This window comes from Mycobacterium sp. 852013-50091_SCH5140682 (assembly GCF_001665685.1).
Taxonomy (GTDB): domain Bacteria; phylum Actinomycetota; class Actinomycetes; order Mycobacteriales; family Mycobacteriaceae; genus Mycobacterium.
In genome coordinates this window covers 1-17,248 of record NZ_LZTB01000074.1, presented here as the reverse complement: position 1 = coordinate 17,248, position 17,248 = coordinate 1, and the positions used below count along the sequence as shown (strand labels likewise).

Annotated in this window: 17 protein-coding genes and 1 rRNA gene; 5 read left to right on the top strand and 13 right to left on the bottom strand. The window is 66.9% G+C overall.

Features of this window, described 5'->3' with window-relative positions:
* Positions 1–323: 323 nt before the first annotated feature.
* Positions 324–815 (bottom strand): hypothetical protein, encoded by a 492-nt coding sequence (locus tag A5784_RS38390; RefSeq protein WP_156750682.1) that lies wholly within the window; start codon positions 813–815, stop codon positions 324–326.
* 137 nt (positions 816–952) lie between these two features.
* Here A5784_RS38390 and A5784_RS20630 point away from each other — a divergent pair, with 137 nt between their 5' ends.
* The 3 genes from A5784_RS20630 to A5784_RS20620 are packed head-to-tail and all read left to right on the top strand — an operon-like array spanning position 953 to position 4,407.
* Positions 953–2,272: a cytochrome P450 gene (locus A5784_RS20630; RefSeq protein ID WP_064946758.1), complete on the top strand. Its 1,320-nt coding sequence runs from the start codon at positions 953–955 to the stop codon at positions 2,270–2,272.
* 33 nt (positions 2,273–2,305) lie between these two features.
* The gene (locus tag A5784_RS20625) at positions 2,306–3,631 is read left to right on the top strand and encodes an FAD-binding oxidoreductase (RefSeq protein WP_064946757.1); all 1,326 of its coding nucleotides are present in this window, start codon (positions 2,306–2,308) and stop codon (positions 3,629–3,631) included.
* Positions 3,632–3,675: 44 nt separating this feature from the next.
* Positions 3,676–4,407, top strand: coding sequence for an O-methyltransferase (locus A5784_RS20620; RefSeq protein ID WP_064946756.1), 732 nt, complete (start codon positions 3,676–3,678; stop codon positions 4,405–4,407).
* On the opposite strand, the gene xerD is transcribed toward A5784_RS20620, so the two are convergent.
* The 6 genes from xerD to A5784_RS20590 form a co-directional block, all read right to left on the bottom strand.
* Positions 4,404–5,330 carry a site-specific tyrosine recombinase XerD gene (gene xerD / locus A5784_RS20615; RefSeq protein ID WP_064946798.1) on the bottom strand — a complete coding sequence of 309 codons (927 nt, stop codon included), beginning with the start codon at positions 5,328–5,330 and terminating at the stop codon, positions 4,404–4,406. The two genes, A5784_RS20620 and xerD, sit on opposite strands and share 4 nt — an antisense overlap.
* A gap of 83 nt (positions 5,331–5,413) precedes the next feature.
* Entirely contained in the window at positions 5,414–6,034 is a 621-nt protein-coding gene (locus tag A5784_RS20610; protein WP_064946755.1) for an NUDIX domain-containing protein, read from the bottom strand.
* Positions 6,027–7,793, bottom strand: coding sequence for a CTP synthase (gene pyrG, locus A5784_RS20605; RefSeq protein ID WP_064946754.1), 1,767 nt, complete (start codon positions 7,791–7,793; stop codon positions 6,027–6,029). The genes A5784_RS20610 and pyrG overlap by 8 nt, the downstream gene beginning before the upstream one ends.
* Positions 7,794–7,955: 162 nt before the next feature.
* Positions 7,956–8,894 carry a copper transporter gene (locus A5784_RS20600; RefSeq protein ID WP_064946753.1) on the bottom strand — a complete coding sequence of 313 codons (939 nt, stop codon included), beginning with the start codon at positions 8,892–8,894 and terminating at the stop codon, positions 7,956–7,958.
* A 14-nt stretch (positions 8,895–8,908) separates the two neighbouring features.
* Positions 8,909–10,093 (bottom strand): putative cytokinetic ring protein SteA, encoded by a 1,185-nt coding sequence (gene steA / locus A5784_RS20595; RefSeq protein WP_064946752.1) that lies wholly within the window; start codon positions 10,091–10,093, stop codon positions 8,909–8,911.
* 100 nt (positions 10,094–10,193) lie between these two features.
* Complete coding sequence (locus A5784_RS20590) at positions 10,194–10,712, bottom strand: CGNR zinc finger domain-containing protein (protein WP_064946751.1); 519 nt, start codon at positions 10,710–10,712, stop codon at positions 10,194–10,196.
* A gap of 145 nt (positions 10,713–10,857) precedes the next feature.
* On the opposite strand from A5784_RS20590, the gene A5784_RS20585 reads away from it, so the two are divergent.
* Positions 10,858–11,319: a VOC family protein gene (locus A5784_RS20585; RefSeq protein ID WP_064946750.1), complete on the top strand. Its 462-nt coding sequence runs from the start codon at positions 10,858–10,860 to the stop codon at positions 11,317–11,319.
* A gap of 55 nt (positions 11,320–11,374) precedes the next feature.
* The gene (locus A5784_RS20580) at positions 11,375–12,220 is read left to right on the top strand and encodes a pyridoxamine 5'-phosphate oxidase family protein (RefSeq protein ID WP_064946797.1); all 846 of its coding nucleotides are present in this window, start codon (positions 11,375–11,377) and stop codon (positions 12,218–12,220) included.
* 4 nt (positions 12,221–12,224) lie between these two features.
* Here A5784_RS20580 and recN read toward each other — a convergent pair whose 3' ends face one another.
* From recN to rrf, 6 genes are all read right to left on the bottom strand, one after another.
* Positions 12,225–13,988: a DNA repair protein RecN gene (gene recN / locus A5784_RS20575; RefSeq protein ID WP_064946749.1), complete on the bottom strand. Its 1,764-nt coding sequence runs from the start codon at positions 13,986–13,988 to the stop codon at positions 12,225–12,227.
* 4 nt (positions 13,989–13,992) lie between these two features.
* The gene (locus A5784_RS20570; RefSeq protein ID WP_064946748.1) at positions 13,993–14,916 is read right to left on the bottom strand and encodes an NAD kinase; all 924 of its coding nucleotides are present in this window, start codon (positions 14,914–14,916) and stop codon (positions 13,993–13,995) included.
* On the bottom strand, positions 14,913–15,722 hold the full coding sequence (locus A5784_RS20565; protein ID WP_064946796.1) for a TlyA family RNA methyltransferase: 810 nt from the start codon (positions 15,720–15,722) through the stop codon (positions 14,913–14,915). Before A5784_RS20565 ends, A5784_RS20570 begins: the two co-directional genes overlap by 4 nt.
* A gap of 6 nt (positions 15,723–15,728) precedes the next feature.
* On the bottom strand, positions 15,729–15,938 hold the full coding sequence (locus tag A5784_RS20560; RefSeq protein ID WP_064946747.1) for a hypothetical protein: 210 nt from the start codon (positions 15,936–15,938) through the stop codon (positions 15,729–15,731).
* 77 nt (positions 15,939–16,015) lie between these two features.
* Positions 16,016–16,822 carry a tetratricopeptide repeat protein gene (locus A5784_RS20555; RefSeq protein WP_082944971.1) on the bottom strand — a complete coding sequence of 269 codons (807 nt, stop codon included), beginning with the start codon at positions 16,820–16,822 and terminating at the stop codon, positions 16,016–16,018.
* A 144-nt stretch (positions 16,823–16,966) separates the two neighbouring features.
* Positions 16,967–17,080: ribosomal RNA gene (gene rrf, locus A5784_RS20550) — 5S ribosomal RNA — on the bottom strand.
* Positions 17,081–17,248: the final 168 nt, after the last annotated feature.

The window sequence follows — 17,248 nt, the reverse complement described above, 5'->3', positions numbered from 1 at the left end:
TGGAGGTTCTCGCAACCAGGCAGCAGTCCGCACCGAACCGCATCGCTCAGGACTTACGAGCCCCATGCGGCAGTCCTGACGCCGGAGACGGCGCGCAGGCCCTGAACGATGGCACACCATCTGCGCAGGGCTTTTTCAGCGAATTCTGTGCAGATTCAAATTGATGACCCAGTTTCGGATGGCGCCCGACGGGTACCCACCACCGATCCAGGGGAAGAGTTCGCGTACATTTGGCCCGCCGAGCGAACTATTTACGACAGGGAACCGAGGCCCAACGGCCGCCCGAACGGGCAAGGGTGCATGTCCTCCTATTATTTGCTGACTTAACGATTGCCCGACGTGCCACAGGTGTGCCATCCTGTATCTCGCAAATCACCACAGATGCCCGATCGGGCAATCCGACAGGGGAAGGTGAGGGTAATAATGACAACAATTATGCATTCATCCGGCCCGGCACTTCCCCGTGCAAATTCACCATTTCTTACGTTAATTTTGACAAATCCCGCAAAACAAATAAAATTAACCGGAATGCAAATTTTCTTGCCTATTGCATGCGGCAAATCGGCGGCGAATTCCGCGAATTCAATCGTCACGGCGGACTGTCGGACGACAGCCGCGCCCACACGCGCGCGCAAAACACTGGGCCGTACCCGCCGGACGCGCCCAGGCATGACGTTCGGCCGCTGCCCAGAACCGTCACCTGCCGCCGCTACCTGCGAAAACCTGGCAAGGTCGACGTTGTTCGGGTTCAGCGCCCCGGCACCGAGAACTCGGCCGAAGGAACCGTCGGCACGCGCAAACTCCGTTATCGACACGCAATTTTGTGTCCATTCCGGCTACCTCGAACCAGTACCACCAGGCAGCCGATCACTGAGCACCGGTGTGTGACCCAAATGAGACGGTTTCGCAATCATGCAGATCGTTGCCAAACCCTGTCCGGAAGGTTGCGGCAATGCAGACTCAGTTGATCAAGTCACCCGCCGGTCTGCTCCGCGCGGCCGCTGCCGGGGTCGATCCGGTCGGGTTCTTCCACCGTCACGCCACAGGTCCCAGCCCCTTCGTACTGACCTTTCCCGGTCTCGGAGAGGTGAAGTTCTTCGGTACCGCCGATGCCGCACGCGACATCCTCACGATGCCCGCGGCCCAGTGTGAGGCGCCAACGCCGAATCCGATCGAGCCGGTCGTCGGGCCGGGATCGCTGATCCTGCTGTCCGGTGAGCAGCATCACCGCGAACGCAGCCTGTTGATGCCTGCGTTCCACGGGGAGCGGGTCAAGAAGTACAGCGACATCATCGCCTCGGCGACATGCGAGGAGATCCGCAACGTACGGCCCGGGGACTCGATCGCCGTGCGCCAGTTGGCCGTCGCCGTCACCCTGCACATCGCCATCCGGGTGGTGTTCAGTGTCGCCGAGCCCGACCGCCGTGCCATGTACACCGAAGCGATCACCGCTTTGATGCGAGCCAACACCGCGCCGCTGATGCTGGTGCCCGCTCTGCGCCGAGAACTCGGCGGCCACGGCCCGTGGGCTCGCTTGCTAAGGCTGCGCGACGACTTGGACCGCCTGCTCTCCGACGACATGGACAGTCGGGCCCGCGGCGGCCGCGCCGGCGCCGACATGCTCGACGTGCTGTTGTCCGCAACCGATGACTGCGGTCGCGGGCGCCGGGGCCAGGGCATGCACGACCAGCTCAGGACACTGCTCGCCGCAGGCCACGAGACCACCGCGACGTCGATGGTGTGGGCGCTGTACCACATCTATCGCGACGAGTCGCTGCGGCAGCGGGTCGCCGACGAGGTGGCCCAAGCGCACACCCCTGCCGAGATGGCCGCGTTGCCCTACCTGGGTGCGGTCATCAAGGAGGCCTTGCGCATGCACCCGCCGGTGCCGATCGTGCTGCGGCGGCTGACCGGTCCCCTGACTATCAGCGGCACCGACTGTGTTCCCGGCGATGTCGTCGGAATAGCCTTGTATGCACTACATTTCAACCCGGAAATCTGGACCGATCCCGAGCTGTTCCGTCCCGAACGATTCCTCGACGCGCGCATCTCGCCGTTCGAGTTCGCGCCGTTCGGCGGCGGCTATCGGCGGTGTATCGGTGCAGCATTTGCGAACTCCGAACTTTCCATCGCGATTGCGATCATCATGAAGACATTGGAGCTGCGGATGCCGGCGCGAGACCGCGCCCGTCCCGCGCCACGCAGCGTGGCGCGGGGAATCGCCGTGGCCCCGGCACGCGAGGTTGACCTCGACGTGATCGATCGCTACTGAGTCCACCCGTCCGCCGCCGGTTCTGGAGGTGAAATGTCAACAGATGCACGGCAGTTCCGTCGAGGCGCTGACGGCTATGAAGAGGCGCGCCGTGCCTCCGTCTGGAACGGTCTGGTCCCCGACCGCTACCCCGAGCTGATCGTTCAGGCCCACGATGTCGACGACGTCGTGGCGACGGTCACCGGTGCGCCCGGGCCCATCAGCATCGTGTCGGGCGGACACAGCTGGGCCGCCAGTCACCTGCGCGATGGTGGCACGCTGCTCGACGTCAGCCGCCTCGATCACTGCGTGATCGACGCCGAACGCATGTCGGCCGTGGTCGGGCCGGGAAAGATCGGCAGCGAGCTGGCGGCCGAACTCGACAAGCTCGGCCTGTTTTTCCCGGCCGGGCACTGTGAGGGCATCTGCCTCGGCGGGTATCTGCTGCAGGGCGGATATGGCTGGAACAGCAAAGTGGTCGGGCCGGCATGTGAAAGCGTCATCGGAATCGACGTCGTCACCGCTGACGGCCAGCGGCTGTACTGCGACGCTGACGAGAACTCCGACTTGTTCTGGGCCGCACGCGGTTCGGGCCCGGGGTTCTTCGCTGTGGTGACCGCTTTTCATCTCCAACTGCACCCCCGTCCGGCGGTATGCGGCAGCTGTCTGTACATCTACCCCGTCGAAGTGCTCGACGATGTCTTCACCTGGGCGCGTCGCGTCAGCCCGGAAATCGACGACCGGGTGGAACTGCAGATCATCACGTCACGCAATCTGCCCGCGCTCGGGCTCGAAACCCCGACCATCGTGGTGGCCTCCCCCGCGTTCGCCGACACCGAAGCCGAGGCGGAAGCCGCCCTGTCGATCCTGTCCAGCTGCCCGGCCGTCGACCGCGCAATCGTCAAGCTCCCCTACACCACAACCGATTTGACCGGATGGTATGGCGCGGTGATGAGCAATTACCCCACCGGGCACCGCTACGTCGCCGACAATATGTGGACGTCGGCCTCGGCTGAGGATCTGTTGCCGGGCATTCACCGAATCATCGAAACGATGCCGCCACCACCGTCGCACTTCCTCATGTACAACTGGAGTCCCTCGCCGGCGCGGGAGGAGTTGTTCTACGGACTGGAGGACGAGATCAACATGGCGCTCTACGCCGTGTGGCCGGACCCGGCCGACGACGAGCGCTACCGCGACTGGCCCCGGGACAACATGGCGGCGATGGCGCACCTGGCCACCGGAGTCGGCTTGGCCGACGAGAACCTCGGGAGACGGCCCGCCCGGTTCGCCACCGATCAGAACATGGCGCGGCTCGACATACTGCGCGCCAAATACGATCCAGAAGGGCTGTTCAACAGCTGGATGGGGCGGTTGTGAGCTGGCAGCGCCACGCTCCGTTTCTCCGAACGTCCTTTTGGCGCATGGCATTACACCAGCGCAACATCTTCACCATCGGCCAGATCGGCGATGGCCGGGAAGCCGCAGCGGCCCGCTACGTCGTGGCCAACGCACGTCGCGGCGATCCCGACGACGTCATCGCCACCATCGACCGCTTCGCCTACGAGGAATCGTTTCTGATCAACGTGGGCGACGAGAAGGGCGCGCTGCTCGACGCCGCGGTGGCCCGCGCACAGCCACGGCTCGCGCTGGAGTTGGGCACCTACTGCGGCTACGGCGCCCTGCGGATCGCCCGGGCGGCCCCTGCGGCGCGGGTGTTCTCGATCGAACTGGCCGCGGCGAACGCCGAGATCGCCCGCAGCATCTGGGCTCACGCCGGACTGGCCGACCGCATCACGTGCGTGGTGGGGACCATCGGCGACGGCGGAGCCACCCTGGACACCCTCGCGCAGCACGGATTCGACACGGGCACACTCGATTTCATGTTCATCGACCACGACAAGAGCGCATATCTGGCCGACCTGCACAGTGTGCTGGACCGGGGTTGGCTGCGCTCCGCGGAAGCGACGGGCAACAGAGGCTGCGGCGCGATCGTGGTCGCCGACAACGTCAAACTTCCCGGCGCACCGGACTACCTGGCGTACATGCGCGCCGAACAAGGCAGGCGGTGGAATACCGTCGAGCACAAGACCCACGGCGAGTACCAGACCCTGCTGCGCGATCTGATGCTGGAGTCCGAACTCCTGCGCGGCTAGCGGGCCCGCGGATGCGCACCGGCCCACACCTCGCGCAGAGTGTGCACGGTGACCATGGTGTAGATCTGCGTGGTGGTCACCGAAGCGTGCCCGAGGAGTTCCTGTACGACGCGCACGTCGGCGCCGCCGTCGAGCAGGTGCGTCGCGAACGAGTGCCGCAGCGTGTGCGGTGACACCGCGGAGGTGATCCCGGCGCGCTCGGCCGCGTCCTGCAACACCTGCCAAGCGCTCTGGCGCGACAGCCGGCCGCCGCGAGCATTGAGAAAGATCGCGGGGGTGCCGCGACCGCGGCGTGCCAGATCAGGCCGACCACGCACCAGATAGGCGTCGAGGGCGCTGACCGCCGGGCGGCCGATCGGCACGAGCCGTTGCTTGCCGCCCTTGCCGTGCAGCAACACCGATCGGTTGTGGCTGTCGATGTCGTCGACATCGAGCCCGACCGCTTCGGAGATGCGGGCCCCGGTCGAGTACAGCAACTCCAGCAGCGCGCGGTTGCGCAGCGTCAGCGGACCGTCCGCCTCGCTCTCGCCGCCTGCGGCGTCCAACAGCGCGAGCACCTCGTCGAGCGTCAAGCTCTTCGGCAGGCGGCGGCTGGGGGTGGGCGGCCGAACCTCCCGGGCCACATCGAGCTCGGTGAGGCCTTCGGCGGTGGCGAATCGGTGCAGGCCGCGGACCGCGACCACTGCCCGCGCCGCCGACACCGCCGAGAGCGCGGCCTGACCGGCGTCCGGGTCCCCGCGACGCAACGCGACGAGGAAGTCGCTGACGTCGGACTCGGCCACCTTGGCCAGGTCTTCGATGCCACACCGGTGTAGATGCTCGGCGTACCGCCGCAGGTCACGCCGATAGGAGCTCAGCGTATTGGCCGCCACTCCCCGCTCCACCGTCAAATGGTCGAGGTAGCTGCGGATCTGGGTCTCCAGCACGGTCGGTGAGGCCGATGAGCCGCTTGCGCGAAGAGGAGACGAGGCCGATGAGCCGCTTGGGCGAAGCGGAGACGACAGCGTCACTGCAGGCCTTTGCGCCGCCGAAATGCCGTCGGCCGGTCAGTCCACGGTGCATCGACCGTACGCAACGAATCCATATCCGCCATCGTGTGAGCGGCCAGAATCCCGGCCACCGCAATGGAATTCACGATCTCACCGGAGAACACCCGGGATACCGCCTGTGCCAACGGAACCCGTTCCGCGCGCATATCGGCTTCTTCGTCGTGCGCCTCGGGCCGGTCGGTGTGACTCAGGCCGGTGGCCAGGAAGATTCGCACGCTTTCGTCGGAGAACCCGGGCGTCGAGTCCAGGTCGACGAGTACCCGCCAGTTCTCGGCGACCAGGCCGACTTCCTCTTCGAGCTCGCGGGCCGCGGTGACCTGGGGTGGTTCCCCACCGAGATCCAGCAGGCCGGCGGGCAGCTCCCACAGCCGCCGGCCCAGCGGGTGCCGGTACTGGTACACCAGCACCACATTGCCGTCGTCGTCGAGCGCGACCACGGCGACTGCACCGTAGTGCTCGACCACCTCACGCCGGGCCGATCCGCCGCCAGGCATGCTGACCTCATCGGCCCGCAGGGCGAAAATCTTTCCGACGTAAACGGTTTCGCTTGCGAGCGTCTCGAAGTCGTGTTCAGCCACGGATCTCCGATGTCTCCAAGGAGTTGTCCACCGACTCGTCAGCGCCCTCGGTGTCCTCGGTGTACGACTCTGGCAGGTCCATGCCGGGCAGTCGCTCCTCGGCCTTATAGGCCAGCGCCGCCCCGATGAACGCGGCGAACAGCGGGTGCGGCCGGGTGGGCCTGCTCTTGAGCTCCGGGTGCGCCTGGGTGCCCACCAGGAACGGATGGACCTCGGGCGCGTACTCGACGAACTCGACCAGGTGACCGTCGGGCGAAGTGCCCGAGAACCGCAGACCGCTCTTGGCGATGCGATCCCGGTAGGCGTTGTTGACCTCGTAGCGATGCCGGTGCCGCTCGGACACCTCGGTCGCTCCGTAGGCCTGTGCGACCACTGAACCCGCCTGCAGAACCGCCGGGTAGGCACCGAGGCGCATGGTGCCACCGAGATCAGCCTCGCCCGCCACCGCGTCCTGCTGGTCGGCCATCGTGGAGATCACCGGGTCGGGCGTGGCCGGGTCGAACTCGGCAGAGTTCGCACCGGTGATGCCGACGGTCCGCGCGGCCTCGATCACGATGCACTGCAGCCCGAGACACAGTCCCAGCACCGGCAGCCCGCGCTTGCGCGCATAGCTGATGGCGCCGATCTTGCCCTCGATACCGCGGATGCCGAATCCCCCCGGAATGAGCACGCCGTGCACATCGGACAGGGCCGCCGCGGCTCCGGTGTCCGTCTCGCAATCGTCGGAGGCCACCCACCGCATCTCCACCTTGGCGCGGTGTTTGAAGCCGCCTGCGCGCAGCGCCTCGGCTACCGACAGGTAGGCATCGGAGAGGTCGATGTACTTGCCCACCAAGGCGATCCGCACGGTCTCCTGCGGATCGTGGACGCGACGCAACAGATCGTCCCACTCCGTCCAGTCGACGTCCCGGAAGGGCAGGTTCAACCTGCGCACCACATAGGCGTCGAGTTCCTCGCGGTGCAGCACCTTGGGGATGTCGTAGATCGACGGAGCATCGGGCGTGGAGATCACCCCGTCGACGTCGACGTCGCACATCAGCGCGATCTTGTTCTTCAGCGGTTCGGGCACGTCGCGATCACAGCGCAGGATCAACGCGTCGGGGGTGATACCGATGCTGCGCAACGCGGCCACCGAATGCTGGGTGGGTTTGGTTTTCAGTTCACCGGACGGCGCGAGGTAGGGCACCAGCGACACGTGCAGGAAGAAGACGTTGTCGCGACCCACGTCGTGACGGACCTGCCGGGCCGCCTCCAGGAACGGTTGCGATTCGATGTCGCCGACCGTGCCGCCGATCTCGGTGATCACCACATCGGGCCGCTGCCCCCGGGCGTCGGGCTCAGCCATCGCCAGGATGCGGTTCTTGATCTCGTCGGTGATGTGCGGGATCACCTGGACGGTGTCACCGAGGTACTCACCCCGGCGTTCCTTGGCGATGACCGTCGAATAGACCTGGCCCGTGGTCACATTGGCCGAGCCCGACAGATCGCGGTCCAGGAAGCGCTCGTAGTGGCCGACGTCGAGGTCGGTTTCGGCGCCGTCCTCCGTGACGAAGACCTCGCCGTGCTGGAACGGGTTCATGGTGCCCGGGTCGACGTTGAGATACGGGTCGAGCTTCTGCATGGTCACCTGCAGTCCCCGTGCGGTCAGCAGCTGACCCAGGCTGGATGCGGTCAGACCCTTTCCGAGCGATGACACCACACCACCGGTGACAAAAAGATGCTTGGTGGCGGTTTGCGGGTGCTTGCGTAAGGGGGGCAAAAACAACCTCCGTGACGACGGGCAGGGGATCGCCGAACTGGCCTGGGGCCTGCCGACCCACGGAATCTCACCTTAACACCGTCGCGGACAAGCTGTCGCAGACGCACCGCGGACGTGAGGAGCAATTGGGCACCGCGGACGTGAGCAAATGAATACGGGCCGCTACTGCGGCAGGGTGACCGACGCCGCACCACGGCCCGTGCCGTACTGACCTGGGCGCCCGCCGGCGGCGAGCTCGCCGAGCGCCAACACGGTGGTGATCTGACCGGCACTGGTGTCGGCGTCGTCGACAGTGCTGACGGCGGCGGTGAGACCCGCATCGGACCGGACGACGGCGACCGGGCCCGTGCCCGAGCCCGACCCGTCCCGACCGACCAGGACGACACCGGATCCGTGCGGGGCCAGCCCGGCGGCCAGCCGCGCGACCGTGGTCCCGCGGTTGCCGCCGTCGTCGCCCAGCGGACCTCCCGTCACGATCACCGCGGTGTTGGCGGCGCCGACGTGGCCGTTGTAGCTCAGGAACCCGGTATCGCGCAGCGCGGTCAACACGGTGTTGCGTGAAGTGTCGTCGACCGGAGGCACCGTCGGGTTCCTGTCGATCAGCAGCGCCATCCCGAGCAGATCGCCGGCCTGCGAGCCCTGGTCGAGGGCGACGGTGTTGAGCTGCTTGCCCGCGGGCACCACGGGCGAGTTGACCACCGAGAGCAGCTTGTCGGCCGAGTTGGCCTCGACGAACTCTTTGGTCATCGACACCGCGCCGCTGACGGTACCGCCGGCCTGTCCGATGATGCGCGCGATTGCGTCGACATCGCCGTCGGCGGCGTCGGGCGTGCGGAATACCACAACGGACTTGTCCTTAAGCGCGTCGCGCACCATCCGCGGGGCCAGCTGCGCATCGAATTCGCCTGCGGCGGTGAGCTTCTGGTTGAGCGCGTTCTTGTCCTCGGTGAGCGAGTCGATCTGGTGAGCAAGCTGCTGTTTGTCGTCACGCAGACCGGACAGCACCGTATTGGACAGCAGTCCGGACCCGAGGGCGACCCCGATGGCCAGCGCGAGAAACACCGCCGCCAATGAAATCGCGTGTGCGCGTAGGGAAATCACAGCTCAACCGTCGACTAGCTGACCAGGCCCTGCACCCAGGTGACGAACTGGTGCCAATAGTTGGCCGCCCAGTCGAGCACCGCGGCGTCGGCCCGCGACACCCACAGCGCGACGATGACGGCCACCAGCATGGCCAGCACCAGCAGCGCGATCGCACCGCCGGAGACCCGGCTGCGGTAGAGCGTCGCGACCGCCTTGGCGTCGACCAGCTTCTCCCCCACTTTCAGCCGGGTGAGGAAGGTCGACGGGTTGCTGGCCTGCCGGGAGCGGTCGAAGAACTCCTCGATGTTGGCGGCGTGACCGGCGGTGACGATCAGCGAGGCGCCGTGGTGGTCGCACAGCAGTAGCGCGAGGTCGGCGGCCGACCCGGCGGCCGGGAAGGTCATCGCGCCGATCCCGAGATCCTGGATGCGCTCCAGTCCGGCGGCGTGACCGTCGGCGTCGGCGGGCAGCACCACCTGGGCGCCGCAGCGCAGCACCTCCACGCTCAGCTTGTCCGGGTCGCCGACGATGAGCGCAGGCCGGTACCCGGCTTTGCGCAGGACGTCGGCGCCGACCCCGACACCGACGAGAACCGGCTGGTACTCCTTGATGAACGGCTTGAGGCCCCTCAGGTCCGCGGCAGCGTTTGGTTCCTCGGCGACGATCACCACGTGCCTGCGGTGCAGGTCGACGTCGACATCCGGGATGCCAATGCCGTCTATGAGCAGAGGGCTCTCGCTGCGGATGAACTCGATGGTGTTGCCGGCGAAGGCCTCGAGATGCGCCACCAGACCGCTTTTGGCCTCATGCATGAGGTCGTGGATCTCATGGTCGGTGCGCTCGGTGCCGAGGGCGAGACGCCGGTCGCCGGCGTACACACCGCCGTTGTTCAACCGCACCCGCGCGCCGTCTTTGATCTTTTTGAAGACCTCGGGGCCGGCCTCGTCGATCAGGACCACGCCGTTGGCGACCAGCACCTCTGGGCCGAGGTTGGGATAGCGGCCGGAGATCGACGGGGATGCGTTGACGACCCCGGCGACATTGGCCTCGACCAGCGCGTCTGCGGTGATCCGGTCGAGATCCTGAACGTCGAGCACGACAATGTCCCCGGCTCCCACCCGGCGAAGCAACCGATCGATGTCGCGGTCCACCCGGGCAGTTCCCGTGATCCCCGGGCGCGAACTGGCATTGCGGGCAAGCAGCGCTGACATCTTCATGCGCCGATTCTGTCGGGGATCAACGGGCAAGCCATGGAGGCGCGCCGTAACACCAGCCTCAGAAGTGACCTTCAGTCACATCCGTAACAGCCAAACGGTCTCAATCGCGCTTCGCGGCGTAGTGCCGCGCAGCCTTCGCCCGATTACCGCACACCGCCATCGAATGCCACCGCCGCGCGCCGTTCTTCGAGGTGTCGTGGAACCACAAGATGCAGTGCGGGTGCGCACACTGCTTGATGCGATCGGGCGCCTCGCCGAGCAGGCTCAACAGACTGTCGGCAGCCAGCCAAGCCGCGAGCCACGGCTGCGGCACGTCGGCCAGCTCCTGCGGCCCGGATTCGGTAAGCGTCCGCCGAATGCGGCCACGGTCGAGCACGGCATTGAAATCATCTGTGGACCGGCGCTCGACCACCGCCAGGATCGCCTCGCGCGTGACCACGAGGGCCTCGCGAACGTCTTCGTCGGCCTGGCAGCGGTCGGCGAGGTGGTTGGTCGTCAGCCAGCACCGCACGCCGTCCAGATCGGACAACAGATCTTGGGGGCCGTCGCTCGACATCCATCGCGTGTTCAACAGGTCCAGCGCGAGGGGTTCGCCGAGGTGAGGGCGCGGATCGCGCATACCCGACACTAACCCGCCTCCTTCCGCAGCGAACCGAGCCCCGACCAGCTAACCACTAAAATAAGTTTAACCGGTTGACACCCGATCGAGATCATGCCTAACCTTCGTTTGTCAGTTTATCGGTTACACCTCTTGGAGGAGCGCGATGACCACCGCCATCACCCCCCGCCTCGCCACCGGCCATGTCGGCCTCAACGTCACCGACCTCGAGCGGTCCGTCGACTTCTATCGACGGGCTCTGGGCTTCGAACCGCTCGGCATCAGTGCCGACGGCGAGCGCCGGTACGCGTTCCTCGGCTCCGAGGGCGTCTTGCGGCTGACCCTCTGGCAGCAGAGCGACGGCTCGTTCTCGGCGAATACGCCTGGCCTGCATCACCTGTCGTTCGAGGTCGACAGCCTGGACGCGGTGCGTGCAGTGGAATCGGTCCTCAAAGAGCGCGGCGTCCACTTCGCCCACGACGGGGTCGTCGCCCACGGGGAAGGCACCGCATCGGGCGCCATCTTCTTCACCGACCCCGACGGCATCCGGCTCGAGGTGTACGCACCCAGCGGCGCAGAGCACGCCCCCGCGCCTACCGGTTCTGCCCCCACCTGCGGCTTCTTCTGAGTCGGCTACGGTGACCGGTCTCTATCACCGGGGCGAGCTCGCGGTACAGCAGCGCATGGGTCAGACCGCAATCGCCGAGCGCGTCGGCAAGATGGTTCGCCACGAGATTCCTGCTGCCGCGGCCGCATTTCTGGTGGAACAACCCCAGATCGTGCTGGCCGCCGCCGACGACGCCGGCCGAATGTGGACCAGCCTGATCGCCGGGCCGCCAGGCTTCGTGCGCGCCGACGACACGCGAACCATCACCATCGGCGGGCTCCCCGCTGCCGGCGACCCGCTGCGCGATGCCCTGCAGCGCACGCGCCCAGTGGGCCTGATCGCCGTCCAGCCGCAGACGCGACGGCGGATGCGCGTCAACGGGACAGCCGAACCGATCGACGGTGGGGTGCGCATCCGTACCGAGCAGGTGTACTCGAACTGCCCGAAATACATCACGCGCCGCCGCGTCGAGGCGGTGCAGCCGGCGACCGTCGTACCGCAACTGCGCCGCGCGGCAGAACTCTCCGCGACTCAGCGCACCACGATCGCCGCACGCGATACGTTCTTCATCGGGTCCGCCGACCTCGAAGGGAACACCGATGCGTCCCACCGCGGCGGCAATCCCGGTTTCCTGCAGGTACTTTCGCCGACGCGATTGCGCTGGCCCGATTACCGGGGCAACTCGATGTTCATGACGCTCGGCAACATCAGCGCCAATCCACGCTGCGGTCTGCTGATACCGGACTGGCACACGGGCGCCACTCTGCAGCTGACCGGAACCGCCGGGATCGTCTGGGACGGGCCCGCCGCGCCGGGCGCCCAGTGCTGGATCGACTTCACACTGACCGAAGCAGTGGAGCTCAGCAATGTGAGCCCGTTGCGTTGGGGCGTCGCTGAACTCTCGCCGGCCAACCCAACCTGAGCGGTTACGGTGCGCTGCGCTCCTGCTGCGCCGCCTCCAGCAGTTCCCTGGCGTGGGCCCTGCCGCTGTCGGACTCCCCGAGACCCGCCAGCATCCTGGCCAGCTCGGCGACCCGCTCGTCGTCGTCGATACGCCGCACGCCACTGGACTTGCGCCGCCCGTCACCGGCATCGACGAGCAGATGGGCGTCGGCGTAGGCCGCCACCTGTGGGAGGTGGGTGACGACGATGACCTGATGGGTCCGAGCCAGGCGCGCCAACCGGCGGCCGATCTGCACTGCCGCGCGCCCGCCCACACCGGCGTCGACCTCGTCGAACACCATCGTGGTGCCCTCGGCGGATGCCGACAGCACCACCTCGAGGGCGAGCATGACGCGCGACAGCTCACCGCCCGACGCACTCTTGGTCAACGGGAGAACATCGGCGCCTCGGTGCGCGGTGAAGCCGAACTCGACGGCATCGACCCCGTCATGCCCGGCGTGCACGACGGTCCCGTCCGGCAGCGTCACCGGTGAGGAGTCGTCAGCCCGCGCGGGCATCGGGGTCACGTTGATGCTGAAGATCGCGTTGGCCATGGCCAGGCCGGCCAGTTCTGCCGTAACCGCCTTGGCCAGCCCCTTGGCGGCCTTGACCCTGACTTTGGTCAGCTCGCCTGCGGCCGCCACCACCTGGCCTTCCAGTGCGCCGACGCGGCGCTCCAACGTGGCCAACGTCTCCTCGGACACGTCCAACTGCGCCAGTCGGTCGGCGGCGTCGCGGGCCCAGGCCAGCACGCCGTCGATATCGGCCGCATATTTTCGGGTCAATGTGCGCAGCTCCGCCTGCCGCGCCAGCTTGGTTTCCAATGTGCTTGCGTCGCTGGGCAATTCGTCCAGATAGTGACCGAGTTCAGCGGCGACGTCGCTGATCACCACGACCGCTTCGGCCAACCGCACGCCCAGCGCTTGCAGTGATGCGTCATCGGTGGACTCGAGCGCCGACTTCGCCTGTCCCACACCGTCAGTCGCCGACACCGCGTCCGGTGACGGATCGTCGAGCGCACCGGACAGCGCCACCCGTGCCGTCTGCGCGGCCTCCCGCAGGGCATCGAGTTCCGAGAGCCGTCGAATGTCGGCGACGATGGCCTCGTCCTCACCGGGCTGCGGTGCCACTGCGTCGATTTCGTTGATCCCGAAGCTCAGCCGGTCCGCCTCCTGGGCGAGTTCGCGGGCCCGCTGCCGACGGTCTACCAGGTCCTTACGGGCAAGCTGCCATTCCTCGCGGATACGGCGATACCGTGCCAACAGCTTGTCGACGTCGGCATACCGGTCCAACGCCACGCGCTGCTCGTCCGGACGCATCAATCGCAACTGATCGTTCTGTCCGTGCAGTGTCAGCACTTCGGCGGTGAAACTGCTCAGCGACTTCGCCGGCACGCTGCGGCCACCGAGATACGCCCGTGACGGCCCCGCCCGACTGACCGAACGCGCGGCAATCACCGTTCCGTCGTCGTCGCGGTCGGCGCCAGACGATTCCAGCAGCTCGTCGACCCGCAGTGCCACGTCGGCGCCCAGTTCGGTGGTGCTGAAACGCCCTTCGACGACGGCTCGGTCGGCGCCCGACCGCACCCGGGTGGCATCGGCGCGAGCACCGCCGAGCAGATGCAGGCCCGTGACCACCATGGTCTTGCCCGTGCCGGTCTCACCGGTCAACACGGTCAGTCCACGGTCGAACTCGGCGGTGGCAGCGCTGATCGCGCCGAGCGATTCGATTCGGATCTCAGCTAGCACGTGCCTATTTCCCCCGCCAGCCTCTGACCGGCAGTTGGAATTTGCGCACGAGCCGGTCGGTGAACGGTGCGCTGTCGAGCCGGACCCACTTCAGAGGCGTCCCGCATCGGGTCACCTCCAACCGGCCGCCGGCCGGTATCACCATCTCCCGGCGGCCGTCGCAGAACACCAGGGCGTCGTGACCGCCGGCCTCGATCTCGATGGCGATCGACGCATCCGGGCTGGTGACCATCGGTCGAGCGAACAATGCGTGGGCGTTGTTGGGTACCACCAGGATTGCCTCCAGGTCCGGCCACAGCACCGGACCGCCCGCAGAGAACGCGTATGCCGTGGACCCGGTGGGCGTGGAGACCAGAACCCCGTCACAACCGAACGCCGATACCGGCCGACCGTCGACTTCGAGAACGACGCCGAGTACGCCGAGCCGGGGCCCCTTCTCGAGGCTCGCCTCATTGAGTGCCCAGCCTCGGTTGATGATGTCGTTCCCGACGCGCACGGACACGTCGAGGGTCATCCGGTTCTCGATTCGGTAGGCCCGGTTGACGACATGGTCGAGCACGTGGTCGATGTGCTCGGCTTCGGCTTCGGCGAGGAAGCCGATCCGCCCGAGGTTGACCCCGAGCACCGGGATCTCCACATTGCGCGCCAACTCGGCGGCCCGCAGGAAGGTGCCGTCGCCACCCAGCACCAGCACCAACTCGCAGCCTTCGGCGGCGCGTTCGTCGGGGTCGACCACCTCGATCTCGACGCCGAGTGCGCGCATGTCGTCAGGAGCCAGGTGCAGCGGCCCCCGGTCGACGGCTTCAGCCGACAGCACGCGCAGGCCGATCCCGTTGTCGCCCAGCACCTTTTCGACCCGGCGGGCGACCTCGGTGGCCTCATCCCGTCCGGTGTGTACCACCAGCAGTATCGTGCGCTCGCAGGTCATTGCGGGCCCTCCTCGACCGCCCGGTGTACCGCCCGTTCCAGCGATTCACCCTGCAGCGGCTCATCTGTTTCGGCGCGCAGCCGCAGAAAGTACTCGACATTGCCCGACGGTCCGGGAAGTGGGCTCGCCGTCACGTCGACAGCATGCCAGTGCAGTTCCGCGGCCCTGCGTGCGACCGTACACACCGCCTCGGCCCGCAATTGCGGGTCGGACACCACCCCGCCCGCCCCGACGCGATCCTTACCGACCTCGAACTGGGGCTTCACCATGGGAACGATATCGGCGCTGGGCCGGGCACACGCGGTGAGCGCGGGCAGGACAGTCGCCAGCGAGATGAAGGACAAGTCGGCGACGACGAGATCCACCTGCCCGTCGATGGCCTCAGGCGTCAGCTCACGGACGTTCGTGCGTTCGATCACCCGGACGCGGTCATCGGAGCGCAGAGACCAGGCCAGCTGCCCGTAGCCGACGTCCACCGCGACCACCTCGGACGCTCCCCGGTCCAGGAGCACCTCGGTGAATCCTCCCGTCGAGGCGCCGGCATCCAGGCACCGCCGACCCGAGACGTCCAGCCCGAACGCGTCCAGCGCGCCGATCAGCTTGTGTGCGCCGCGGGACACCCAGCTGCGCTCCTGGCTTTCGGCGACGACGATGTTGGCGTCGACCGTGATGGCTGTCGCCGGCTTGGCAGCAGGCATGCCGTCGACACGAACCCGGCCTGCCGCGATCAGTTCCGCCGCCTGCTGGCGTGACCGGGCCAGCCCGCGTCTGACCAGCTCGGCGTCAACACGAGCCCGACGAGCCACCGCCACTCACCTACCGGGCTCGGCGCTGCCGCCGGCCACACCTCTGTCGACCGACTCGAGTGCAGCCACCAGTACTCCGTGGGCTTCTTCCAGCCGGGACGCCACCGCCTCGATCTCCTCGATGGCCACATCGGCGCCGTCTGCGTCGCTCATCTCCGGCAGCTGAGCGAGCACCGCGGCCACCAGTGACCGCACCTGATCTGGATCGGTAGTCATAGCGCTTGTCACGCTAGTCGATGGACGTGGACGGCAACGACCACCGCGGCCGCGCGTGCCGGGCGAGCGTCATCACGTCAGGCGAGTTCCGTGACCCGGTCCTCGGCGTCGGTGACGCCCTCGACGTCGGCCGCAGCCGCATTGATGAACCACTGCAGCGCCTCGTCCGGCCTCTCGAGCGCCAGCAGCGTATCGGCGTAGACGTAGAACAGCCGCGCCGCCGTTTGGCCGGTTTTCGACGGATCCAATTGCGGCGTCGAGAGAATCGCGAGAGCCTGTTCGAACTGGCCCAGATCGGACCGGGCTCCGGCGATCACGATGCGCAATTCGTCGGCGTCATCGCCGGTGAGTGCGGCGGCCTCGTCACTACGGGCCAGCTCGATGGCGCGTTCCGGACGACCAACGCCGCGTTCGCAGTCCGCGATCATCGGCAACAGCGCCGACTTGCTGCCCATCCGACGGGCGGCGCGCAGCTCGGCGAGCGCCTGAGCCCAGTCACCGGCGTGATAGGCAGCGATGCCCACTGCCTCCCGGACCGCGGCGATACGCCCGGCCCGGTTGCGCGCGGCACGCGCGTGCGCCAACGCCGCATCAGGATCCTCATCGATGAGATTGCCCGCTGCAACCAGGTGGCGCGCAACGAAATCCGCGGTGGCCTTGTCGAGGGTGATCAGTTCACGCCGGACCTCCGGCGCCAATTGCTTGGCCTCGATATCGGAACCGAGTAACGGGACGTCTGATGCCCGTTGGTCATCGGTGCGCTGTTGTGCTCCGCGCGCACGGTTGGGACCGGCCGAGCGCGGAGTTGACTGCCGGCGCTGACCCTGGCCGCCCGATGCACGCCGCGGCCGACGCTCGCCGCCGCCTTGTCTGTCTCCGACCACGTGTGCCTTTCTGCCTACCCTCCCGCAAAGGATACTGGCAGGCGCGAAGCCGACATAATCGCGGAATTCGGGAATGCATTATTGAATAAACGTGAATATGAGAATCGCCCCCCACCGTGGGGTGGGGGGCGATTCTTAATGTGTGTTCGGCGGTGTCCTACTTTTCCACCCGTGTGGGTAGTATCATCGGCGCTGGCAGGCTTAGCTTCCGGGTTCGGGATGGGACCGGGCGTTTCCCTGCCGCTATGGACCGCCGTAACTTTATTCACCCGTTTCTGGGTGTAAAACTGTGTGTGTTTTGGTGGTGGGGTGCAATGCACTCCCGGCACACGAGTGTGGGGGTGTGTGTGGATGGTGGTTGCGAGGTCAGAATGATGTGCGTGTCTTACTGAAAACCCACACACGTTGGTGTTTGTTGGGTTGTTG